General features: G+C 70.2%; 17 protein-coding genes. 15 read left to right on the top strand and 2 right to left on the bottom strand.

The window, feature by feature from the left end:
- The first annotated feature begins 113 nt into the window (after window positions 1-113).
- From CSC71_RS05280 to CSC71_RS05210, 15 genes are all read left to right on the top strand, one after another.
- Window positions 114-1,868: a UDP-N-acetylglucosamine 2-epimerase gene (locus CSC71_RS05280; protein WP_162373306.1), complete on the top strand. Its 1,755-nt coding sequence runs from the start codon at window positions 114-116 to the stop codon at window positions 1,866-1,868.
- 109 nt (window positions 1,869-1,977) lie between these two features.
- The gene (locus tag CSC71_RS05275; protein ID WP_162373305.1) at window positions 1,978-4,242 is read left to right on the top strand and encodes a polysaccharide biosynthesis tyrosine autokinase; all 2,265 of its coding nucleotides are present in this window, start codon (window positions 1,978-1,980) and stop codon (window positions 4,240-4,242) included.
- A gap of 3 nt (window positions 4,243-4,245) precedes the next feature.
- Window positions 4,246-5,688, top strand: coding sequence for an asparagine synthase-related protein (locus tag CSC71_RS05270; protein ID WP_162373304.1), 1,443 nt, complete (start codon window positions 4,246-4,248; stop codon window positions 5,686-5,688).
- Entirely contained in the window at window positions 5,666-6,769 is a 1,104-nt protein-coding gene (locus CSC71_RS05265) for a right-handed parallel beta-helix repeat-containing protein (RefSeq protein WP_162373303.1), read from the top strand. Before CSC71_RS05270 ends, CSC71_RS05265 begins: the two co-directional genes overlap by 23 nt.
- A 254-nt stretch (window positions 6,770-7,023) precedes the next feature.
- Window positions 7,024-8,235 carry a right-handed parallel beta-helix repeat-containing protein gene (locus tag CSC71_RS05260; RefSeq protein ID WP_162373302.1) on the top strand — a complete coding sequence of 404 codons (1,212 nt, stop codon included), beginning with the start codon at window positions 7,024-7,026 and terminating at the stop codon, window positions 8,233-8,235.
- A 243-nt stretch (window positions 8,236-8,478) separates the two neighbouring features.
- Entirely contained in the window at window positions 8,479-9,657 is a 1,179-nt protein-coding gene (locus CSC71_RS05255; protein ID WP_162373301.1) for a glycosyltransferase family 4 protein, read from the top strand.
- The gene (locus CSC71_RS05250; protein ID WP_162373300.1) at window positions 9,654-10,964 is read left to right on the top strand and encodes a lipopolysaccharide biosynthesis protein; all 1,311 of its coding nucleotides are present in this window, start codon (window positions 9,654-9,656) and stop codon (window positions 10,962-10,964) included. Before CSC71_RS05255 ends, CSC71_RS05250 begins: the two co-directional genes overlap by 4 nt.
- On the top strand, window positions 10,954-12,132 hold the full coding sequence (locus tag CSC71_RS05245; protein ID WP_162373299.1) for a polysaccharide pyruvyl transferase family protein: 1,179 nt from the start codon (window positions 10,954-10,956) through the stop codon (window positions 12,130-12,132). Before CSC71_RS05250 ends, CSC71_RS05245 begins: the two co-directional genes overlap by 11 nt.
- Window positions 12,075-12,959: a glycosyltransferase family 2 protein gene (locus CSC71_RS05240; protein ID WP_162373298.1), complete on the top strand. Its 885-nt coding sequence runs from the start codon at window positions 12,075-12,077 to the stop codon at window positions 12,957-12,959. The genes CSC71_RS05245 and CSC71_RS05240 overlap by 58 nt, the downstream gene beginning before the upstream one ends.
- Window positions 12,956-14,017 carry an EpsG family protein gene (locus CSC71_RS05235; RefSeq protein WP_162373297.1) on the top strand — a complete coding sequence of 354 codons (1,062 nt, stop codon included), beginning with the start codon at window positions 12,956-12,958 and terminating at the stop codon, window positions 14,015-14,017. The genes CSC71_RS05240 and CSC71_RS05235 overlap by 4 nt, the downstream gene beginning before the upstream one ends.
- Before the next feature lie 24 nt (window positions 14,018-14,041).
- The gene (locus tag CSC71_RS05230) at window positions 14,042-14,782 is read left to right on the top strand and encodes a YdcF family protein (protein WP_162373296.1); all 741 of its coding nucleotides are present in this window, start codon (window positions 14,042-14,044) and stop codon (window positions 14,780-14,782) included.
- A 175-nt stretch (window positions 14,783-14,957) separates the two neighbouring features.
- Entirely contained in the window at window positions 14,958-16,061 is a 1,104-nt protein-coding gene (locus CSC71_RS05225) for a polysaccharide biosynthesis/export family protein (RefSeq protein WP_246192007.1), read from the top strand.
- A 306-nt stretch (window positions 16,062-16,367) separates the two neighbouring features.
- Window positions 16,368-17,495, top strand: a complete 1,128-nt coding sequence (locus CSC71_RS05220; protein WP_162373295.1) for a PLP-dependent cysteine synthase family protein — start codon at window positions 16,368-16,370, stop codon at window positions 17,493-17,495.
- A gap of 51 nt (window positions 17,496-17,546) precedes the next feature.
- On the top strand, window positions 17,547-19,565 hold the full coding sequence (locus tag CSC71_RS05215; protein ID WP_162373294.1) for a M3 family metallopeptidase: 2,019 nt from the start codon (window positions 17,547-17,549) through the stop codon (window positions 19,563-19,565).
- 116 nt (window positions 19,566-19,681) lie between these two features.
- A complete protein-coding gene (locus CSC71_RS05210) occupies window positions 19,682-20,848 on the top strand; it encodes an aromatic ring-hydroxylating oxygenase subunit alpha (protein ID WP_162373293.1) in 1,167 nt (388 codons plus the stop codon).
- 162 nt (window positions 20,849-21,010) lie between these two features.
- Here CSC71_RS05210 and CSC71_RS05205 read toward each other — a convergent pair whose 3' ends face one another.
- Window positions 21,011-22,324, bottom strand: a complete 1,314-nt coding sequence (locus CSC71_RS05205) for an APC family permease (RefSeq protein ID WP_162373292.1) — start codon at window positions 22,322-22,324, stop codon at window positions 21,011-21,013.
- 60 nt (window positions 22,325-22,384) lie between these two features.
- The gene (locus CSC71_RS05200) at window positions 22,385-23,515 is read right to left on the bottom strand and encodes a GDSL-type esterase/lipase family protein (protein ID WP_170295387.1); all 1,131 of its coding nucleotides are present in this window, start codon (window positions 23,513-23,515) and stop codon (window positions 22,385-22,387) included.
- Between the last annotated feature and the right edge of the window lie 25 nt (window positions 23,516-23,540).

The raw sequence follows: 23,540 nt of genomic DNA, 5'->3' as shown, positions 1-23,540 counted from the left end.
ACGGCGGTGATGCGGCACGCGTTGCATTGCCATCGTGTCGAAGCCGGTGTCGCCGTCGTCGCGGAACGCATGCGGCGCATCGCCACCGGCCCCGATACGAGGAGCGTGCGTGCATGAGAGATCCCAAGCTGATCGCCGCCAGCGCCATCGCACTGGCCGTCACCCTGTTCGCCATTTTCTCGATCCGGCCGTGGGCGCGCACGATCGGGCTCATCGACCGGCCGGGGAACCGCAAGCAGCATCGTGGCCGGATCCCGCTCGTCGGCGGCCTGTGTTTTTTCCTGGGAACGCTGGTCGGCCTGACCTACCTGGGCTATCTCGACCGCTTCGTCACCAGCCTGATGGCCGGCGCCGTGGTCATCGTCGTCGCGGGCGTGTTCGACGATGCGCACGACCTGAGCGTGCGCGCGCGCTTGTTCATCGAGGGCGGCGCGACGCTGCTGGTCGTCGCCCTGTCCGGCATCTACGTGCGCAACCTGGGCGATTTCGCCGTCGTCGGCGACCCTTTCGGCCTGGGGCCGTTCGCGATCCCCTTCACCGTGGTGGCGGTGGTCGGGCTGATCAACGCTTTCAACATGCTCGACGGCATCGACGGGCTGGCGGCCACGGTCGCGATGATCTGCATCGGCGCGATCCTGCTGTTCGACGAACGGCATTCGGCGCCGAGCGTGTTGTTCCTGCTGCAGGTGCTGTTCGCGGCGCTGATCCCCTACCTCTGCGTCAACCTGGGCTGGCCAGACGGCCGCAAGATATTCATGGGCGACGCCGGCAGCACGCTGATCGGCTTCCTGCTGGCATGGAGCCTGATCTACCTGAGCCACCCCAGGGTGGCGCGGATGGCGCCGGTGGACGTGATGTGGTGCGTCGCCGTGCCGGTCATGGACACGCTGTCGGTGATGTACCGTCGCCTGCGCAACGGGGGTTCGCCTTTCCGCGCCGACCGCCAGCACCTGCATCACCTGCTGCTGGATGCGGGCCTGTCGCCGCGCGTGACGCTGCTGTGCATCGCGCTGCTGTGCGGCGCGCTGGCATTGCTCGGCTACGGCATGCGCAAGCTGCCGGAGCCGAGCAGGGCCACGGCCTTCCTCGCCTGCCTGGTGGCCTATGTGCTCTGGCTGTCGCCGATGCTCGCGCGCAGGCGCCGCGCCGCGACGGCGCCCGGCGCCGACGGCGAGGCCACTGAGCCCGCCGCGCCGCTGGCGGAGGATCTCGCGGCGGTCGACGGGGCGGCGCCCCATGCGCCGGTGAAGGCGTTGTGCGTACTGGCCGATGGGCGGGACGCGCACCAGCTCGCGCCGATCGCGCAGCGGCTCGCCCGCGATGCCCGCTTCGAATCCACGCTGTGCGTGGCGCAGGCGGCGGAGCGGACGACCGCGCGGGTGCTGGACGCGTTCGATCTCGTCGCCGACATCGAAGTGCCGTCGCAGCCCTCTGGGCAGTCCGGGACGCAGGCGATGCCGCTGGACGGACTGCAGCGGGTGATGGGCGATGTGCGGCCCGACCTGGTGCTGGTGCCGGGCGATACCGATGCCACGCTGACGACGGCGCTGGCGGCGCACTACAGCCAGGTGCCCGTCGTCTGCGTCGACGCCGCGCACGCGCGCGACGAGCCGGGCCGGCGCATCGCGCGCGCGCTGGCCGCGCTGCACGTCGCGCCGGACGAATCCACCAGCCAGCGGCTGATCGACGAAGGGGTGCCGGCGGACCGCGTGCTGGTCGCCGGCGATCCGGTCGACGATGGCGGCGCCTGCACGCGCATCGTCGATGCATTGGCGTGCCTGCGCCCTGCGGACCAGGCCTTGCTGGCCCCGGCGCGGGGCGCAGGTGCGCCAAACCCGGGACGCGCGGGCATGTGGGAGGCCTCGTGAGCGGCCCGCGCCCCGCGCATCCGCCTTCCTGCCCGCCGCCGCTTGCGCGCCGCCGCAATGCGCCGCCGGCGATGCCTTCCTTCCATCCTTGCACACTCGGTAACGATCCATGCCCAGCCATCTGATCCCGCGCACGCAAGCCAACCTGCACCTGTTGCCGTCGTCGGCGCCGCGCGACGACGACATCGACATCCCGATCCTGCTGTCCACGTTGACCGATCGCAAATGGACCATCGCCTTCGGCACGCTGCTGTTCTCACTGGCCAGCCTCGCCTACGTGCTGCTGGCGACGCCGCAGTACGAGGCCAATGCGGTCGTCCAGGTGGAAAGCCGGCCGCCGACCGTGCCGGGCCTGGCGACCAGCCAGAGCGCGCCGGTGCCGCCGCCCGTGGATGCGCCGACGGCCACGGAATCGCAGTTGATCACCTCGCGCCGGGTGCTCGGCGAAGCGATGTCGCGGCTCGGCCTGGACGTTTCCGCCGCGCCGGTGCGGATGCCGTTGCTCGGCGACTTCGCCGCGCGCGTGCAGCAGCGCCTGCAGCCGGGCGCGCTGGCGCCGGCATGGTTCGGCCTGGACCAGTACGGCTGGGGCGGCGAACAGATCCGGATCGCGCGCCTGGCGTTGCCCGCGGAGTTGATGGATGCGCCGCTGCGGCTGGTGGCGGGAGAGCGCGGGCGCTTCGTGCTGTTCGGCCCCGAGGACCGTCCGTTGCTGACCGGCAGCGTCGGCCAGGTCGCCGACAACGGCCACGGCGTGGTGCTGGACGTGCGCACGCTGGTCGCCAATCCCGGCGCCCGGTTCGACGTGCGCAAGTTCAGCCCGATGGCGGTGCTCGCCGGCCTGAAGAACGACATCACCGTCACCGAGCAGGGCCGCAACTCCGGCATCATCGCGCTGACCTACGCCAATCCGGACCCGCAGCGCGCCCGGCAGGTGCTGGAGGAGATCACCCAGGCCTACGTGCGGCAGAACATCGCGCGCAACTCCGCCGAAGCGGCCAAGCGCCTGCAGTTCGTCACCGAGCAGCTGCCCAACGTGCGCCGCGAACTGGCCGATGCGCAGGCCGCGCTGAACGCCTTCCAGACCAATACCGGCACGCTCGACGTGGGCATGCAGAACCAGGCGCTGCTGAACCAGAGCGTGGCGCTGGATTCCAACATCCGCCAGCTGCAGATGCAGCTGGCCGATGTCGCCAGCCGCTTCACCCCTTCGCATCCGACGTACGCGGCGCTGGCGTCGCAGATCAAGCGCTTCCAGTCGGAGAAGGCGCGGCTGCAGGGGCAGATCAACCAGTTGCCCGACACGCAGCAGGGCCTGTTCCGGCTCAATCGCGACGTCGAGGTGATCAACCAGACCTACGCCAACCTGCTCGACCAGGCGCAGCAACTCAACATCGCCCGCGCCAGCGCGGTCGGCAACGTGCGCCTGATCGATTCGGCGGACGTCAATCCGACGCTGCCGGCCTGGCCGAAACCGCTGCTGACCGTCGCCGGCGGCACCGCGCTCGGCGCGATGCTGATGGTCGCCTTCGTGCTGCTGCGGCAGATGCTCAAGCGCGGCGTCGAGGACCCGATCGACATCGAGCTGCTCGGCCTGCCCGTCTACGCCTCGATCCCCTTCAGCGAAAAGGGGCGGCAGGTCGCCCACCGCCCCGGCCGCCTGCGCCGCGACGGGCGCCCGCGCCTGCTCGCGCTGCGCTCTCCGTCCGACCTGGCGATGGAGGCGCTGCGCACCCTGCGCACCAGCCTGCATTTCGCACTGGCGGAGATGGAGAACAACGTCCTGATGATCGCCGCGCCCAGCCCCGGCGTCGGCAAGACCTTCGTCTGCGCCAACCTCGCGGTCACGATCGCCCAGTCGGGGCAGAGCGTGCTGCTGGTCGACGCCGACATGCGCCGCGGCACGCTGCACCAGGCCGTCGGGGTGCGTTCCGAAGGCGGGCTGTCGGAGCTGATCGCCGGGAAGATCGATCCGGAGCAGGCGGTGCGCGCGGTGCCCGGGACCGAGCGCATGTCGTTCATCTCCCGCGGCGCGATTCCGTCCAACCCGTCCGAGCTGCTGATGAGCCCGCGCTTCAAGCAACTGCTGGGGCAGCTTTCGCGGCGTTTCGACGTCGTCGTCGTCGACACGCCGCCGGTGCTGGCGGTCACCGACGCGGCGCTGATCGGCCACCACGCCGGCACCTGCCTGCTGGTCGTGCGCTGGGGCCTCAACCAGCAGCGCGAGATCGCCCTGGCCAAGCAGCGGCTGGAGCAGAACGGGGTCGACGTGCGCGGCGCGATCTTCAACGCGGTCGAGAAGCGCGGTTCCGGCCAGTACACGTACACCTATTACGACTACCAGACCTTCCACAAGCCCGTGCCGGGGAATTGACGCGTGCGCCTGCAGATCACCATGTCGCCGTACTACGGCACGCCGGATTTCTCGGCGCTGTCCGGCGGCGAGCGGCCGCCGCTGGATCCGGTCTCGATCGCCGACCTGCTGCGCAACGCGTTCGTGTATCCGCCGTTCTCGATCTTCGAGGGCGTGCGCCTGGTCACTTTCGGTTTCTCGCCGCACGACGACATGCACGAGGCGCCGCGGTTCCGCTTCAAGTTCCGCAACGCCGGCGAAGTGCCGGAGGAAGCCAGCAGCGAGCAGGACTGGGTCGGCGAATACCACCGCCTGCTGTGCGACGCCGTGGCCGGCAGCTGCCGCGGGATGCGCGCGCCGTGGCTGCTGCAGAGCGGCGGCAAGGACTCGACCACGCTGGCGATCGCCATTGCCGATGCGCGCCCGGACACCACCTGCATCACCTACCTGGGCGGACCGGAGGAGAACGAGGTCGACTCGGCGGCGCATGTCGCGCGCACGCTGGGCCTGCGCCACCATGCGCTGGCCTGCGATCCCGGCCGCGCCTACGACCGGTACCTCGCCGTCGTCGCGCGCATGCCGCTGCTGACCGCGGACTTCGCCCTGCTGTCGTGCATCGACCTGGGCACGGAAATCGCCGCCTGCGGCGGCGACGGTTTCATCGACGGGCTGGGTGCCGACAGCTACTTCGGCACGCCGATGAGCCGCCACCAGCACCTGCTGAGAAGGCTGGCGCGCGACATGCGGCTGCCGGCGCGGTTGATGGACCTGCCGCCGGTCGCGCGCAGCTTCCGCCTGTGCTACCTGCTCAGCACGCTCATGATGAGCCCGGTCGAGCGGGCCTTTCCCGGTTCGCGCTTCGCGGACGAGGAGGTCGATGCGCTGTTCGGACGCAGGATCGCGCATCTGTCGCGGCAGCGGCTCGCCCTGTTCGAGCGGGAGATCGGTTCGGCGACCAGCGCCAGCGAATGGCGCGACATGTCCACGTCGATCGCCGGCTCCGCCGGCGCCTTCGCCAAGGGCCTGTACGTCGCCGACGCGCTGTCGCTGCGGGCCGCCTATCCTTTCTGCGACATCGCCCTGCGCGAGTGGATCCACCACGAGGTGCCGCGTTACGAGAAGGTGGATCCCGTCACGCAGTTGAACAAGCTGCTGATCCGCCAGCACATCGCCACGCGCTTCCAGGGCTTGCCCTACACGCGGAGCAAGGGCTCGTTCCGCTTCGACCTGCGCGGCCTGGCGCGGCAACGGTTCGACCGCGTGCGCGACTGCGCCGACCGCATGCGCGACCTGTTGCCCGGCGCGGGCGCCTGGCTGGACCGCAACCGCAAGCGCCTGGACAACAAGTTCCATGCGTCGAAGTTCTACCTGCTGGCGATCGCGCTGCCGTGGCTGGACGCGGCATCCCATCGCGGCACGCCGGCGACGGCCGGGACAGCGCGCCATGGGCATCCGCCGCCGAACTGACCCGGACGCGGGGCGCCGGGCGCTGCTGCAGTGCCTGGCTTGCGCATTGCTGCTGCCGCGGCCGTCGCGCGCGCAAGGCGCGGCGGTGGCGAAAGCGCGCGCGCGCGGCGCGACCCGCGTCGACGTGCGCGCCTGTGGCGCCCGTGGCGACGGTCGCCACGACGACACCGACGCGTTCCGGGCTGCGATCGCCGCGCTGCCGCCGGCCGGCGGCACCGTGCGGGTGCCCGCTGGCGACTACCTGCTCGACCCGGTGCGCGGCGTGCGCCTGCGCAGTCGCATGCACCTGCGGATGGACCCGGGCGCGCGCCTGCTCGCCAGACCGAATGCGGCCGCGCGCGCCTACGTGCTCGAGGCCCGCGACGTGCACGACGTGGAGATCTCCGGCGGCCAGATCGTCGGCGAGCGCGACGGTCATTTGGGCACCACCGGCGAGTGGGGCCACGGCCTGATGATCCGCGGCGCCACCGCCGTCACCGTCCGCGACCTGCACGTCGCGCGGTGCTGGGGCGATGGCCTCAGCATCGGCGGCAGCAAGGCTGCCGACGGCAGGCCGACGCCGAGCCGCGACATCGTCGTGACGCGGGTGCGCAGCATCGGCAACCGCCGGCAGGGATTGACCATCGGCCGTTCGCGCCACGTGCGCGTCAGCGATTGCGAATTCGCCGACACCGGCGGCACGCTGCCCGGTTGCGGCATCGACGTCGAACCCGACCCCGGCGACGTCGCCCGCGACATCGTCATCGCCCGCTGCGCGATACGCGGCAACCGCGGCGCCGGCATCCAGCTGTACCGGCGCAGCTTCGCGGTCACGGTGCGCGATTGCGTCATCGAAGCCAATCGCGGCCACGGCGTGCTCGCCATCGGCGCCGAGGATTGCCGGATCGTCGGCAATGCGATCCGCCGCAACGCCCTCGGCGGTATCGCCCTGCGCCCGGGCGCGCGCGGGATCACCGTCAGCCTGAACGAGTTCGCCGGCAACGGCCGCGTCGGCGCGGCGCGCGCGTGGCGCCGGCAGATCGCGGTATCGGGGCGGGCGCGGCAAGTCCGCATCGCCGACGACAACCGCGTCGTCGATTGAATTTTTCTCCCTTCGTCATTCACGTTTGTAGTCGTTCGCACATTCATCAACTTGAATGCGCAATCGTCTGAATGGTTCAGGAAGAAATAGTTGCGCGCGTGCACAGATACGCGCCGAAGCTCTGGCGAGTCGATGCGACTGCATCTATCTTTGCGTCCCGCAGTCGCAGATGTTTCGGAAGAAGCGCGACTGGAACGCGTGCAACGCACGCACGGCAATTCCGCAATCGATCCTGCAGCTCCAGGGGATATCCGGTGAACCACGCAACGCGCACCCACGACGCGCGCGACACGAAGCTGTCGCGCCGCAATTTCCTTCGCAACTCCCTGCTCCTCGCCGCCACCGGCGTCCTGACCGCCACCGGCCTCCAGCGCGCGTTCGCCGCCGCCGGCAGCACCCTGGATTCGACCTACATCCCGCCGAAGCGGGCCCGTGGCAGCGCGATCCTGAACGTGCGCGATCGCGGCGCCCACGGCGACGGCATCCACGACGACACCACCGCCATCCAGAGCTCGATCGATGCGCTGCCGTCCGATGGCGGCACCATCTACATTCCCGCCGGCACCTACGTGATCGACCCGACCCGCAACCTGCGCCTGCGCAGCAAGATGCACCTGCAGCTGGCGGACGGCGCCAAGCTGGTGGCCAAGCGCAACGACGCCGACCGCGCCTACGTGGTGATGGTCTACAAGGTCAGCGACGTGGAGATTTCCGGCGGCCAGATCGTCGGCGACCGCGACACCCACCTGGGCACGACCGGCGAATGGGGCCACGCGATCATGGTGCGCGGATCTTCGCGCGTGACGATCCGCGACATCCACCTGTCCAAGTGCTGGGGCGACGGCCTTTCCATCGGCGGCGCGATGGTGGCCGGCGCGCCGACCATCGCTTCGCAGGACGTCGTCGTCGCCAACGTCGTTTCCACCAACAACCGCCGCCAGGGGCTGTCGATCGGCCGCTCCAGCGGCGTCAAGGTCTACGACTCGGAATTCAGCTACAGCAACGGCGTCGCGCCCGGTTGCGGCATCGACATCGAGCCCGATGCGAACGACTCGGGAACGACCTCGACCGTCCACATCGAGAATTGCCTGGTCCGCAACAACCAGGGCAACGGCATCCAGGTCTACAAGCGCGTCAGCGGCGTGACGATCAGGCACTGCACCGTCGTTTACAACGGCGGCTACGGCATCCTGGCCATCTCGCCCTACAAGGGCTACGTCGCGCTCAACCGCTTCGAGCACAACTACCTGCAGGGCGTGATGCTGCGCTCGGCGACGACCTCCTACCAGGTCAGCGGCAACGTCTTCCGCAACAACCACACCCGCCTGCACGGCGTGAATACGGCCATCAACCCGCTGGTGGCGATGACCGGCCTCGTCGGCGGCAACCACGGCAACGGCGCCCACATCCAGGCCACGGACGACTGCGTCGACATCCGCGTGACGACCAACTACTACGCGAAATGACGATGGCGGCGCGGCGCTTGCCGCCGCGCCGGGCCGCGGCCGGGCTGAACGGGCCTTCACGCGGTCTTCCGGTGCGGACGCGAATCGGCGTCCGCGCACCGGCCCGCATGCCATTCATGCCGCGAAGAGGAAGGTGATTGCGACGTCAAGGGTTCGGCGAAGCCGCGCCGATACACTCCGATTTCCCGAATTCGGATGACTTGTCCGCCACCTCTCGCTCGCGATGCGTGGCGGCATCGGCAGATGCGGATCGTCTTCTTCGCCAACACCGACTGGTACCTCTACAACTTCCGCCTCGCGACGGCGTTGCGCCTGCAGGAATGCGGCGTCGAGGTGGTGATGCTGTCGCCGCCGGGGGAATTCGGCGGGCGCTTCCGCAGCCACGGCATCCGCTGGCGCACGCTGCCGATGCGGCGTGCGAGCCTGAATCCCCTGCGCGAGCTGTGGACGCTCGGGCATCTGGTGCGGCTGCTGTGGTCGGAGCGCCCGGACCTGCTGCACAACTTCACCGTCAAGTGCGCCATCTACGGCGGCATCGCCGCGGGCCTGGCGCGCGTGCCGGCGGTGGTGAACGCGATCGCCGGCATGGGTTTCGTGTTCGCCAGCGATCGTCCGAAGGCGCGCGCGCTGCGCCCGCTGGTCCGCGCCCTGATGCGCATCGCGCTGGGCGGAAGGCGCTCGCGCGTGATCCTGCAGAACCCGGACGATGCGCGGACGCTGACCGAAGCGCGCCTGGTGCCGGAGCGCAGCATCCGGCTGATCCTGGGCTCCGGCGTCGACGTGCGCCGGTTCCGGCCGCAGCCGGCCCGCGCCCGCTCGCGGCCGTTGCGCGTGCTGCTGGCTTCGCGCCTGGTCCGCGAAAAAGGCGTGGGCGAGTTCGCCGAAGCGGCGCGGCTGCTGCGCACGCAGGCGCGCGACATCGAATTCCTGCTCGCCGGCATGCCCGACGCGGGCAACCCGGGTTCGATCGGCCGGGACGAAGTCGAGGCGTGGCAGCGCGAAGGCCGGCTGCGGTGGCTCGGCCATGTCGAGGACATGCCGGCGCTGCTGAATTCCGTCGACGTGATGGTGCTGCCCAGCTATTACCGCGAAGGCGTGCCGCGCTGCCTGCTGGAGGGCGCGGCCAGCGGCCTCGGCCTGATCACCACCGACCGCCCCGGCTGCCGCGAGGTGGTGACCGCGCACGGCGTCGAGGGCCTGTGGGTCCGGCCGCGCGACGCGCCGGGGCTGGCGCGATTGCTGGTGCAGCTCGACGCGGACCGCGACCTGCTGCAGCGCCTCGGCGCCGCCGCGCGGAGGCGCGCGGTGCGCGATTTCGACGAGCGGCTGGTGATCGGCCGCACGCTCGAGGTCTACGACGAACTGCTGCCGGCCCCGCTGCCCGGCGCGGCGGCGGCGAACGGACAGGTGCGGTCGCCGTGAACGCGATCCCGCAAGGCTGGCGTCCGGCGGTCGCCGCGATCTCGCTGCTGTGGGTGGCGACGCTGGCCGCGGCCGGCATGGTGTTCCTGGCGCAAACGCTGCTCGCGCGGCGGCTGGGGCCCGACGACTACGGCCTGTTCGCCTCCTCGCTGGCGACGGTGACGATGATCGCGCCGCTGGCCGGATTCGGCCTTTCGCAGTTCCGGCTGAAGGCCTACGGCAGCGAAGGCTGGGATGCCGACCGCTGGATGCGCCCGGCGTTGCGCTTCTCGCTGCTGACCACGCTGCTGGCGCTGGCGCTCGTCGTCGGCTGGGCGTTGCTGGGCGCGGCGGGGGATGCGGGCACGCGCACGACGTTGCTGTGGCTGGCGCCGATGGGGCCGGGGCTGTTCGCGGGCGATTTCGTCGGCAGCAAGCTGCGCCTGGAGGAACGCCCCGGCGCGCTGGCCCTGTGGCAGTTGCTGCTGCCGGGCGGTCGCCTCGCGATCGCGCTGCTGGCATGGACGGCGGCCGCGGCATCCGCCGCGCAGGTCGCGTTGGGCCACGGCCTGCTGGCCATCCTCGTCGCCGCCGTGGCGATTCCGCAGCTGTCGGCGATGCAGGCGGGACGCAGGCGGCTGAAGGGACACGGCCCGCGGCGCATGGAACCGCCGCCGCCATCGCCGGGCGTGCGCGAACTGTGGTCGCAGGCCTGGGCCTACGGCCTGTCGGCGGCGCTCTATCCGGTGTTCTTCCAGGTCGGCACGGTGCTGCTGAAATACCTCGGCGGCAACGCGCACGCCGGCCGGTACGGCATCGCGCTCGCGGTGATGACCGCCATCTACCTGTTCCCGGCGACCGTCTACCAGAAGTACCTGCTGTCGCGGCTGCACCGCTGGGCCGTGCACGACCCGGAACGATTCCGGGGCGCGTACCGGACGGGCAACGCGGCGATGCTCGCCGCCGGCATCGCCACCGGCGCCACGCTGGCGCTCGTCGCGCCGTGGCTGGTGCCGCGCGTGTTCGGCGCCGCCTACGGCGAGGTCGCGACGCTGTTGCAGGTCATGTCCATCTGCGTGCCGCTGCGATTCCTTTCCACGGCGGTGGGGTCGGCGCTGCTGACGCGCGACCACATGCGCTACCGCGTGAACGCGATGCTGGCGGCGACCCTGGCCGCGGTCCTGCTGAACCTGTGGCTGGTGCCGCGCCACCAGGCACTGGGCGCGGCGTGGGCGACGGCGGCCGCCGAAGCCTTGTTGCTGCTGGCGATGTGGCGCGGCGCGCGGCGCCTGACCCGCGAGGCAGGGAGCGGCGGCGATGCGCGATGAGCCGCGCGTGGCCTTCACCGGCTATTACGGCATGCGCAATTTCGGCGACGACCTGTTCGGCGTGCTGTGCGCGGCCGCGGCAAGGCGTTTCTGGAACGCCGCGCCGCGGCTGATCGGCCCGCCGCTCGCCGGCCTGGACGCGCCCGGCACCTGGCCGCGCGCCTTGCCCCGCGACTGGTACGGCGGCACCGGCATCGCCGGCCGCACCGCGCGCCTGCTCGGTTTCGCGCGCGGCCTGCGGGGCAGCGACGTGCTGGTGCTCGGCGGCGGTTCGGTGATCAACGCGCGCCGCTCGTTCCGCACGCCGCTGATGCGGTCCGCGCAACGCCGCGGGCGCCTGCGGCTGGCGGCGCTCGGCGTGTCGATCGGGCCCTTCCCCGATGCCGCCGCGCAGGCCGCCGCCGCGCGCAACGCCCGTGCGTTTTCCTACATCGCGGTGCGCGACCGGCGCTCGTTCGAGCTGGCGCAGGCAAGGGGGCTGGGCGAGGTCGCGCACGACGGGCGCGACCTCGCCGGATTGCTGCCGCTGCTGTTCCCGCGCAACGGGCGCGACGGGAAGGCGGGGCCGCGCACGGTGGGAATCGCGCCGTGCCGCTATGCCGTCCGCGACGATCATCCCGCGCCCGCCTGCGATGCATGGCTCGATGCCTGCGTCGATGCCCTGGCCGGCGCAGCGGCGCCGTTGCGCGTGCGCGTGTTCTGCCTGAACAGCCATCCCGAACACGGCGACGAGGCCATCGCGACGCGGCTGCATGCGCGCCTGCGCGAACGCGGCGTCGACGCGGTGCTGCAGCGCTACGACGGCCGCGATCCGCTGGCGACCGTCGGCGGCATCGCCGACTGCGACGCATTCATCAGCGCGCGCCTGCACGGCGCCATCGTTTCCTATCTGTGCGGGGTGCCGTTCACGATGGTGGAATACCACCCGAAATGCCGCGATTTCGCCGACGACATCGGGCTCGATGCCGCCTGCCGGATCACCTCGCGCTGGTGCGGGCGCGCGGCCTTCGCGGACGCGATCGCGACGATGCTGAACGAAGACGCCACCCCCGTCCGCCTTTCACCCGATTTATACGCGCGGCAGGCGCTCGGCATATTTCAATGCGCCCCATGGTCGATTTCGTTGCCGCCAACGATCGCCCCGATGCCGCGAGCGACGGCGCCGTGAGCGGCGAAGTCGCGCCGGTGACCGTCGTGGTGCCGTGCTACCGATGCGCGGACACGATAGGCGATGCGCTGGCTTCGGTGGCGGCGCAGCGCCTGCCGGTGGCGCAGGTGCTGCTGGTGGACGACGCCAGCGGCGACGGCACGCTCGCGCGACTGCACCGGCTTGCGGCGGACTACCCGCCGGGATGGGCGACCGTCGTGGCCTTGCCGGCGAACGGCGGGCCGTCGCGCGCGCGCAACGCCGGCTGGAGCCTGGCCAGCCAGCCTTACATCGCGTTCCTCGACGCCGACGACACCTGGGCGCCGGACAAGATCGCGCTGCAGATGCGGGCCTTGCGCGCCGATCCGGCGATCGCGCTGATCGCGCACCGGATGCGGGTCAGCGAACGCGGCGCGGCGATGCCGCGCGCGGCGGCGCGGCCCGCGCGCACCCGGATCATCGGCCGGCGCCGGCTGCTGCTGCACAACCCGTTCCCGACCGCATCCGTCGTATTGCGCCGCGACCTGCCGTTCCGCTTCAACGAGAACTTCCGCCGCGTCGAGGATTTCCTGCTGTGGGCGCAGATCGCGTTCTCCGGCTACCGCTGCGCGCGCGTCGAACGCGTGCTGGCGTACTGGCACAAGCCGAACTACGGCGCCGGCGGGCTCAGCCGCGACCTGCGCGCGATGCACGCGGCCGGGCGCCTGGCCAGGCGCGAGTTGCTGCGGCAGGGACTGGTCAGCCTGCCCGAGCACTGCTTCGCGCGCGCGTTCGGCACGTTGCGAAAAGGCCGGCAGTATCTGCTCGTCGCGCTGCGCCGCGACCGCGACAACCGGGTCGCGCCATGAGCGGCCGCGCCGATTCGCTGCCGTTGCCGCCGCGCCGCCACCATGCGGTCAATACCGCCGCGGCCGCGGTCCTGGGCTTCCTGCTGCTCGCCGCGGTCGCCGTTTTCGCATGCTGGCTGGTCGGCACGCGCGGGCCGGACGTCGGCACCGATACCCACACTTACGCCGGCTTCTTCGAGGGCCTGGGGCGATCCTCGATCGAAACGCGGCTCGAACCCGGCTTCACCTATCTCAGCTACGCGCTGTGGAAACTCGGCGTCGGCGTGGTCGGCTACCAGACCGCGCTGTTCGCGACGATGCTGGCGACGGTGGTCGTGGCCACGCGCCGCTACCACGCCTTCCTGGGCGAGGGCACCGGCTACCTGACCTTCCTCGGCACGGCGCTGATGCTGCTGTTCGTCTCGCCGATGTTCGTCAACGCCACCATCAACGCCGTGCGCCAGGGCCTGGCCGCGTTGCTGGTGTTCACCGCGCTGCTGTCGTTCCGCGAACGCCGCTGGTGGTCGTTCGCGACCTACGGGTTGCTGGCCAGCAGCCTGCACATGTCGTCGCTGCTGTACCTGGCGTTCGCGCCGCTGCTGCTTTTCGGCGTGCGCATGCAGCGGCTGGTCGCGGCGGCCGCCTTCGCGCTCTACGTCACCGGGCTCTCGATGGTGCTGGTGCGCGGCTTCGTCCCGACCCTGTACGAACTGGTGATGTCCTACACCGCGAACAGCTACTACCGCTCCGGCGTGCGGACGGATTTCGCGGTGTTCTCGATCTTCTGGTACGCCTTGCCCTACATGCTGATGCCGCTGGTGCGCGGGGAGTTCCGCGAGAAGATCAGGGAAAGCACCGGCGTCTACCTGGTCATGCTGCTGCCGTTCTTCGCCATCGGCTGGGGCTTCTTCTCCAACCGCTACCTGCTGCCGGGCTGGCTGGCGGTCTCGCTGATCCTCGCCGCGGTGGTCTGCCACAGCCGCCTGCGGATGCTGCGCCATCCGCTCCTGCTCAGGATCGGCCTGCTGGCGTCGTGCGCGGTGTTCTACTTCTACGTCACCCACGAGATCGTGATCTGAGGTCCGTCCCGCATGATGGCATCGTTGTCGAAATTCGCGGTCTCGCTGACCTATCCGCCCGCGCTGAGCCTGTGCCTGGCACTGTTGGCCATCCCGGTGCTGCTGCGCCATCGCCGGGCCGGCGTCGCGCTGATGCTGGCCGCCGCGGGCTGGTCCGCGCTGTGGTCGGTCCCGCTGGCTTCCGACTGGCTGCGCGGCCGGCTGGAGGAACGCTACCCGGTGGTGGAAGAAGCCGCCTTGCCGCGGGCCGATGCCATCGTCGTGCTCGGCGGCGGCAGCCACTACGGCTGGCTCAGGCGCTCGAACGTCAGTGCCGAGGACCTGGAAAGCAGCCGCCTGGCCGCGGGCGCGCGCGCATGGCTGGCCGGTCGCGCGCCGCGGATCATCCTGTCCGGCGGCGGCGACGGCGCTTCCAGCGAAGCGCGCACGATGGCCCGCGCGATCTCCCGGCTCGGCGTTCCGTCTTCGGCGCTGATGCTGGAGGAGCGCAGCCGCAACACCCGCGACAACGCGCGCTATACCGCGGCGCTGGCGCAGCGGCACCGCGTGCGGAGCGTGCTTCTGGTCACGTCTTCGCTGCACATGCCGCGCGCGATCGCCGAGTTCCGCGCGGCGGGCATCGATGCCGTCGCCGTTTCCGTGCTCGAACGCGCGACGCGGAGCAACTGGCGCGAACGCTGGTTGCCGTCGCACAGCGCGCTGTGGCGGAGCGGACGCGCGTTCAAGGAATATGGTGGTTTGTTGATGATGCGTCTACACGGCTGAATCGGCGGCGGCGCGGATCGCGCCAAAGCCGCGGAACGACGATGAATGTTCCGGCACCAAGCGCGGCGAATATCACGATGCCTGCACCCGGCACGGCCTAGGCTTCGTGCATCACGACGGCCCAGCGCAAGCGCGCCATTGGCGGCGTTGCGCGCCAAACGAGGACCTTGCATCGATGAAGATGACGCTGCCCGTTCGTTCCTTCGTATCCGTTGCGTTGCTGGCGGTCTTCGCCGCGGCGTGCGTTCCCGGCCAGCAGATGACCCGGCAATCGTCGGGCGATGCCGAGGTCGCCGGCGGCAGCGACGTGCGGATGGTGCCGATCACCGCCGACCTGGTCGCGCCGGCGCGGCCGGTGGCGAGCATCCCGCAGGAACTGCTCAGCGTGCGCGCCGAGCAATACCGCATCCAGCCCGGCGACACGCTGCTGGTGACCGTGTGGGACCACCCGGAACTGACGACGCCCGCCGGCAACCAGCAACAGGCCGTCACCAACGGACGCCTGGTGCAGCCGGACGGGACGTTCTTCTATCCCTATGCCGGCAAGCTCAACGTCAAGGGCATGACCATCGAGGAACTGCGCAGCACGCTCGTGTCGCGGCTCGCCCAGTACCTGCGCAACCCGCAGCTGGACGTCAACGTGGTCGGCTACGGCAGCCGCGTTTCGCTGCAAGGCGCGTTCGTGGACACGACGCCGCAGGAACTGACCACCGTGCCGCTGACGCTGTCGCAGGCGATCGGCCGCGCGCGCATCAACGCCGAACAGGCCGACCTGGCCGGCTTCGTGCTTACCCGCGACGGCCGCAACTACGCCCTCGACCTGGATGCGCTCAACCGCGATGGCTCGGTCGCGCCGGACATCTACCTGCGCCCCGGCGACCATCTGTTCCTTCCGTTCAACGATCGCAAGGAGGTCTACGTGATCGGCGAAGTGCTGCGCCCGCAGGCGCTGAACTTCAAGACCACGGACATGTCGCTGACCCAGGCGCTGGGGCGCACCGGCGGCCTGAACCCGGTGACGTCGAAGGGCGAGGCGGTGTACGTGATACGCGGCATCGAGGACCGGCAACGCGAACCGGCCACGGTCTACCACCTCGATGCCGGTTCGCCCACCGCGTTCGCGCTCGCCGACCGGTTCTCGCTGAAGCCCGGCGACGTGGTCTGGGTCGGCCCCGCCGGCATCACGCGCTGGAACCGGTTCCTGTCCCAGCTGCTTCCGCTGTCGGGCATCATCAACAATGCCGCGGCCGCGGGTTACAACATGGGAAGAGGGGATTAGGAACCCTCCCGGACTCGGGAAAACCGGTCGTCGCGTGGATGGCAGCCTGGACCTGATGCACGACGAGGGAAATCGCCAACGCGATGGCGTTTCCGCATGACCATCGGCGGCAAGAATGCCGCTGATCCTTCAGCGCCAGCCGCGGCTTCTCCGACGCCAGCCCGGACTGGGGCGCCGGCGCGGCGATCGGCGCCGGCTTCTGAACGGGGGCGATCCGCCAAAACCGCGATGCGCTCCAAGGGGTGCGCCGCGCCGACGCGGTAAAATGGGCGCTTCGCGGAAGACGGGCAGGGTGCGGGCGTGCGGATGGACAAGTTGAACACGGGCAGCGGCCAGCGCGCCTGGACCGCGCAGGCCATCGCCCGGATCGAGGCGGACTTCAACCGTTCCGCCGACACCCACCTGATCCCGCTGGCGTTGCCCGGTTATCCGGGCATCGACGTCTACCTGAAGGACGAATCCAGCCACCCGACCGGCAGCCTCAAGCACCGCCTGGCGCGCTCGCTGTTCCTGTATGCGCTGGCCAACGGCTGGCTACGCGAGGGACGGCCGGTGATCGAGGCGTCGAGCGGCTCGACCGCGGTGTCGGAAGCCTATTTCGCGCGCCTGCTCGGCCTGCCGTTCATCGCGGTGATGCCGCGCGGCACCTCGCCGGAGAAGATCGCGGCGATCGAGTTCCAGGGCGGCCGCTGCCACCTGATCGAGCGCGCCTGCGACATCAACGCCGAGTCGGAGCGGCTGGCGCGCGAAAGCGGCGGCCACTTCATGGACCAGTTCACCTACGCCGAGCGCGCGACCGACTGGCGCGCCAACAACAACATCGCCGAATCCATCTTCAAGCAGATGGAGCGCGAGCCGTACCCGATCCCCGAATGGATCGTCTGCAGCCCCGGCACCGGCGGCACCGGCGCCACGCTCGGCCGCTTCGTGCGCTATCGCCAGTACCCGACGCGGATCCTGTGCGCGGATCCGGAGATCTCGGTGTTCTTCGACTATTACAAGGGCGCGCTCGGCGGCCGCGGCGATGCGACGTTGTCCCTGGCGGACGGCTCGCGCGTCGAAGGCATCGGCCGGCCGCGGGTCGAGCCCAGCTTCGTCGCCGGCAGCATCGACGCGATGGCCAAGGTGCCGGACGATCTTTCGCTGGCGGCGATGCGCTGGGTCAGCGCAAGGCTCGGCCGCCGCGTCGGCGGCTCCACCGGCACCAATTTCGTCGGCGTGCTGGCCGCGGCGCGGCGCATGCGCGACGCCGGCCGCAACGGTTCCATCGTCACCATCCTCTGCGACAGCGGCGAGCGCTACGCGCACAGCTACTACAACCGCGACTGGTACCTGGAACGGCAGATCAACATGGTCGACACCGACGCGGCGATCGCCGCCGCGGCCAACGGCGGCGCGTTGCCGGAATTGCCGTTCGTCGAACGGGCGGATTGAATTCCGGCGCGACGGCGCCTATTACTGGGACTCCCGAACCGGATTCCCTCCATGACCAACCCGCTCCTCGATTTCTCCGGCCTGCCGCGTTTCGGCCAGATCCGGCCCGAACACATCACCCCGGCCATCGAGCAACTGATCGCCGAGGCCGAGGCGGCGGTGAAGCGGGCGGAAACCGTTGCGCCGGTCACCTGGGAAAGCTTCGTCCAGCCGCTCGACGACGCCACCGAGAAGGTCTGGCGCGCATGGAACCAGGTCGGGCACCTGAAGGCCGTGGTCGACACGCCGGAACTGCGCCAGGCCTACAACGACAACCTGCCGAAGATCACCCGCTTCGGCAGCGCGCTGGGCCAGAACCTGGCGCTGTTCGGCCAGTACAAGCGGCTGGCCGGATCGGCGGAATACGCCGGCTACAACGACGCGCGCAGGAAGGTGGTCGAGCACGCGCTGCGCGACTTCCGCCTCGGCGGCGCGGAACTGCCGGAAGACGGGAAGGCGCGCTTCGCGCAGATCCAGGAGGAACTGTCGGCGCTGTCGGCGAAGTTCTCCGAGAACGTGCTCGACGCGACCGATGCCTACGCGTTGTACGTCGAGGACGAGGCGAAGCTCGCCGGCCTGCCCGCCGACGTCGTCGCCGCCTGCCGCGCCGCGGCGGAAAGGGACGGGAAGCCCGGCTGGAAGCTCGGCCTGCAGATGCCGGTGTACCTGCCGGTGCAGATGTACGCCGACGACCGCGGCCTGCGCGAGACGCTGTACCGCGCCAACGGCGTGCGTGCATCGCAGGGCGAACTCGACAACACCGGCAACATCGGGCGCATCCTCGAGTTGCGCCGGGAACTGGCCGCGCTGCTCGGTTTCCCGACCTACGCCGACTACTCGCTGGCGACGAAGATGGCGGATTCGCCGGACGAGGTGCTGGCGTTCCTGCGCGACCTCGCGGCGCGCGCGCTGCCGTACGCGAAGAAGGATCGCGCGGAGCTGGAGCGGTTCGCGAAGGAATCGCTGGGCATCGACCGGCTCGAGGCCTGGGACGTGTCGTACGCCAGCGAAAAGCTGAAGCAGGCGCGCTACGAGGTCTCGGCGCAGGAAATCAAGCCGTACTTCACCGAGCCGAAGGTGCTGGCCGGCCTGTTCGACGTCATCGAGACGCTGTACGGCGTGAAGGTCGAGGCCGACAGCGCGCCGACCTGGCACGAGGACGTGCGCTTCTTCCGCATCGTCGACCGCGACGGTTCGCTGGTCGGCCAGTTCTACCTGGACCTGTACGCGCGCGAAGGCAAGCGCGGCGGCGCGTGGATGGACGATTGCCGCAACCGCCGCGACAAGGGCGCGGCGACGCAGACGCCGCTCGTCTACCTGGTCTGCAATTTCGGCAAGGGCGTCGGCGGCAAGCCGGCGACCTTCAGCCACAACGACGTGACCACGCTGTTCCACGAGATGGGCCACGGCCTGCACCAGTTGCTCACGCAGGTCGGCGAGCTGGGCGTGGCCGGCATCAACGGCGTGGAGTGGGACGCGGTGGAGCTGCCCAGCCAGTTCATGGAGAACTTCTGCTGGGAATGGGAGCGCCTGCAGGCGATGACCGCGCACGTCGACACCGGCGAGCCGCTGCCGCGCGCGCTGTACGACCGCATGCTCGCGGCGAAGAATTTCCAGAGCGGCATGTTCACCGTGCGCCAGCTGGAGTTCGCGCTGTTCGACATGCTGCTGCACGGGGGCGGCTTCGACCCGGCGCGCGACGATTTCATGGCGCTGCTGGAGCAGGTGCGCGACGAGGTGGCGGTGAACCGCGCGCCGGCCTGGCACCGCTTCCCGCAGAGCTTCAGCCACATCTTCGCCGGCGGCTACGCGGCGGGCTACTACAGCTACAAGTGGGCGGAAGTGCTCAGCGCCGACGCCTATGCGGCGTTCGAGGAAGCGCCGGACCAGGTCGCCGAAACCGGCGCGCGTTTTCGCCGCGAAGTGCTGTCGCGCGGCGGCAGCCGCGACGCGCTGGACAACTTCCGTGCGTTCCGCGGCAGGGCGCCGAAGATCGATGCGTTGCTGCGCCACGGCGGCATGGCGGGTTGAGTCCGGTAGGGCGGGTCTCTCGCCCCGCCGCCGCCTCGCGAAGCGCTTCATGGCGGGTCAGGACCCGCCCTACCGGCTCTGCCGGTTCTTTCTTCCGCCCGCAGGGGAAAGAGGGAGTGGCAGAATGGATCGAGCCGATTCGCGAGGTTCCGATGCAGCCGTCCGTCGCCGACCTGATCCGCCAGTACGACCCCAGCCTGCCGCTGGATGAGGCGAGCACGCCGCCGGCATCGTGGTACCTCGACCCGCGCATCCACGAGCTGGAGCGGCGCACCACCTTCTCCCGCACCTGGCAGTACGCCGGTCGCGTCGACCAGGTCCGCGAACCCGGCCGGTACCTCACCTGCGAAATCGCCGGCGAGCGCATCCTCGTCGTGCGCGGCGACGATGGCGTGTTGCGCGGCTTCTTCAATGTCTGCCGCCACCACGCCGCCGCGGTGATGACCGAAGCCGAAGGCTGCGCGAAGAACCTGCGCTGCCCGTACCACGGCTGGACCTACACCCTCGAAGGCGCGCTGAAAGGCACGCCCAGCTTCGTCAACGAATGCAACTTCGACCGTGGCGCGCACGGACTGGTGCCGGTCGGCGGCATCGCCGAGTGGGAAAACTGGGTCTTCGTCCGCCTCGACGACGCGCCCGACAAAGGCAAGGAATCCGGCATCGAGGAATTCTTCGGCCAGCGGCTCGTCGACGAAATCGCCGCGCTGCAACTCGGCAAGCTGCACTGGTTCGCCCGCCAGCACTACCTGTTCGACTGCAACTGGAAGGTGTTCGTCGACAACTACCTCGACGGCGGCTACCACGTCCCGCACCTGCACAAGGGCCTGAACAGCGTGCTCGACTTCAAGCACTACGCCATCGAGAACGGCCCGCGCCATTGCCTGCAATCCAGCCCGATGGTCCAGGGCGAGATCGCGGACTTCGCCGCGGTGCGCAAGGGCGAACGTGCGCTGTACTACTGGCTGCATCCCAATTTCATGATCAACTGGTACGAAGGGCAGATGGACACCAACCTGGTGTTCCCGCTGGGCCCGGACCGCACCGAGGTGATCTTCGACTTCTGGTTCGCCGACGTGTCGCCGCAGGCCGAAGCGCGCAACCGGCGCAGCATCGACGTGGCGAACATCGTGCAGGACGAGGACATGGGCATCTGCAAGTCGGTGCAGCAGGGCCTGAAGTCGCGCAGTTACGACACCGGCCGCCTGTCGGCGCGGCGCGAGGCCGGCGAGCACCTGTTCCACCGGCTGCTGCATGCGGACCTGAGCGCAGGACTCGCCGGATGAGCGGCAGGAACCCTTCTCCCGCGCGCGGGAGAAAGTGCCGAAGGCGGATGAGGGCGCGAGCATAGCGAGCGATGCTCTTGCAGTCGCTTCCACGAAAGTCAAAAGCCGACCCCTCACCCTCGGCGCTGCGCGTCTTTCCCTATCCCGCATGCGGGGAGGGGGTCAAAGCGTAGAGGCGCCTTGGTTGCCGGCTCGGCGGCGCAGCAGGAAATACAGCGGCAAACCGGCGACGGTGAGCAGCAGCGCCAGCCAGAACGGTTCGCTGCCCAGGCCGATGAAGGCAAACACCGAATAGGCCGCGCCGAGCGCGGCCAGCAGCGCGCCGGATACTTTCCAGCGCCGTGCCAGCACCAGCAACGCCAGCGAGCAGCAAAGGTACAGCGGCAGCGCGGCGGCGGTGACGACCTTGGTCAGGAAAGTAAAGCCCTCGACCAGCGAGCGGCTGTAGCTCATCAGCACCATCGCACTGGCCAGCCCGCCGGTCGTCCATAACGCGGCCGAGGCGACGCCACGCGCATTGGCGCGCGCCAGCCATGCCGGCAGCGCGCGCTGCACGGCCATGCTGCGGGTGACTTCGCCGGCCAGCAGGGTCCAGCCGTTCAGCGCGCCGAGCCCGCTGACCACCACGAACAGCGCCAGCGTGCGGCTCGCCGCGTGGCCGGTGTGGCGGTCCATCAGCGCGCTGAGCGGCACGCTCGACTTCGCCAGTTCGTCCTGCGGCAACAGCAGCATCGCCGTCGCGGAGATCGCGATGCAGATCGCGGCGACCAGTGCGGTGCCGGCGACGGTCGCGCGCGGGATGGTGCGTTCGGGGTCGCGTACCTGCGCGGCGGGCATCGCCGCCGATTCGAGGCCGAGCATCGCGAACAGCGCGATCGTCGAGGCGGCCAGGGTGCCGCCGAAATCGAGCGGTTCCGCCGGCACGTAGATCGCTTGCCGCGAATCCGGCTGCAGCAGCACCCATGCGCCCAGCCCGATCACCGCGAGCAGCGGCAGCAGTTTCAGGATCGTGGTGGCCACCTGCACGTCGCCGCCCGCGCGCACGCCGGACAGGTTGATCGCGACGAACAGCCACACCAGGCCGAGCGCGAGCAGCGACGGCGGGACGCCCGCCAGCGCCGGCAACGCGGCCTGCAGGTAGCCGACCACGCCGGTGGCGAGCGCGGCGTTGGTGATCCAGATCGATACCCAGTACGACCACAGCGCGACGAAGGCGGGGAAATCGCCGAGGGATTCGCGGATGTAGGCGTAGGGGCCGTCGGCCAGCGGCATCCGCTTCGCCAGCCGCGCGATCACCCACGCCAGCACCAGGCACCCCGCCGCGGTGACGACCCAGCCGAGCAAGGCGTTCCAGCCGTACGGCGCCAGCGAGGCCGGCAGCACGAAGATGCCGATGCCGATGGTGTTGCCCACCACCAGCGCGGTGCAGATCCAGAAGCCGATCTTTCGTTCGGCCTGGTTGTGGGGGTCGCCCATCCGCGTCTCCGTCGTGGCGGGCATGGTCGCACGAAGCCCGCCGGAGATGCAGGGCCGGGGCTATTGCTTCGGATAGGTGATCAGCAGCACCAGGTCCTCGTCGCCGCGTTGCTGGATGCCGTGGATGCTGCCGGGGCGGGTCAGCATGGCGTCGCCGGCGGCGACTTCGTAGGACTTCCCGTCCAGCAGGTACAGGCCCCTGCCGCTGACCACGTAATAGACCTCGTCGTGGTCGTGCGGGTGCGGGCCGATGCCCGCGCCCTTGTGCAGCACGCGCTTGCGGAAGAAGAAGCCCAGGCCGGGCGCGTCGGCGAAGAACGGATATGCGGTGGTCGCGCCGGCGCCGCCGTGCGGGCCGGGTTGCCGCATCGCGATGTCGGCTCTATGCGCGACCAGCGACGGGTTCGGCTGCGCGGCGCGGTCCGCCAGCGAGGTCGGCCGCGCGCCGCAATCGGTGTCGCGCACCACGTGCTCCGCCAGTCCCGCGTCGAGCCGCTTCCAGCCGCGCACGACCATGCACGCGACCGCGTAGGCGCCATGGTCGCGCAGGTGGGTATCGTCGGCCTGCCCCAGTTCCGGCACGTGCATGTAGAACGCCTTCGACGGCTCGTCGCCGAGCGCGCGCAGCCAGTCCATGCTCATCGCATCGAGGTCGATCAGCCCGACGCGCTCGTGGGCCGCGAGGTCGCGCACCGCCTGCGCGTACGCGCCATGCGTGTCGAGCAGCTGGTCGATCTTGCTGCCGCGCTCGAACTTGCGCCGCGCCAGCGGCGTGACCAGGATCGGCGTCGCGCCCCTGGCGCGCGCCAGCGCGACGTAGCGCATCAGCCATTGCGGGAAGGCCTGCGCCGGTTCGTCGTAGCGCGACGGGTCTTCCCGTTTCTCGTCGTTGTGGCCGAACTGGACCAGCAGCACGTCGCCGCGGCGCAGCGCTTCCTCCACCGGCGCCAGCCAGCCTTCCTCGATGAAGCTGCGCGAACTGCGCCCGCTCTGCGCGTGGTTGCGCACTTCCCAGGCCCGCGGGTCGAGGTACGACTGCAGGCGCATGCCCCAGCCTTCGCGCGGGGCGCGCTCGGGGCCGTACTGGCTGGCGGTGGAATCGCCGACGATGAAGACCCGGTGCGGCGATGCGGCGTTGGCGGCGGCCGCCAGTATCAGGAGGGCAATGGCAGGGAGGATCTTTGCGGCCACGACGATCTCCGGAAATTGCCGCAGG

Origin of the sequence: Pseudoxanthomonas sangjuensis, assembly GCF_010211755.1 — a bacterium.
GTDB lineage: Bacteria > Pseudomonadota > Gammaproteobacteria > Xanthomonadales > Xanthomonadaceae > Pseudoxanthomonas_A > Pseudoxanthomonas_A sangjuensis.
The sequence above is the reverse complement of the archived record's forward strand: the minus strand, read 5'-3'. Positions and strand labels throughout refer to the sequence as shown.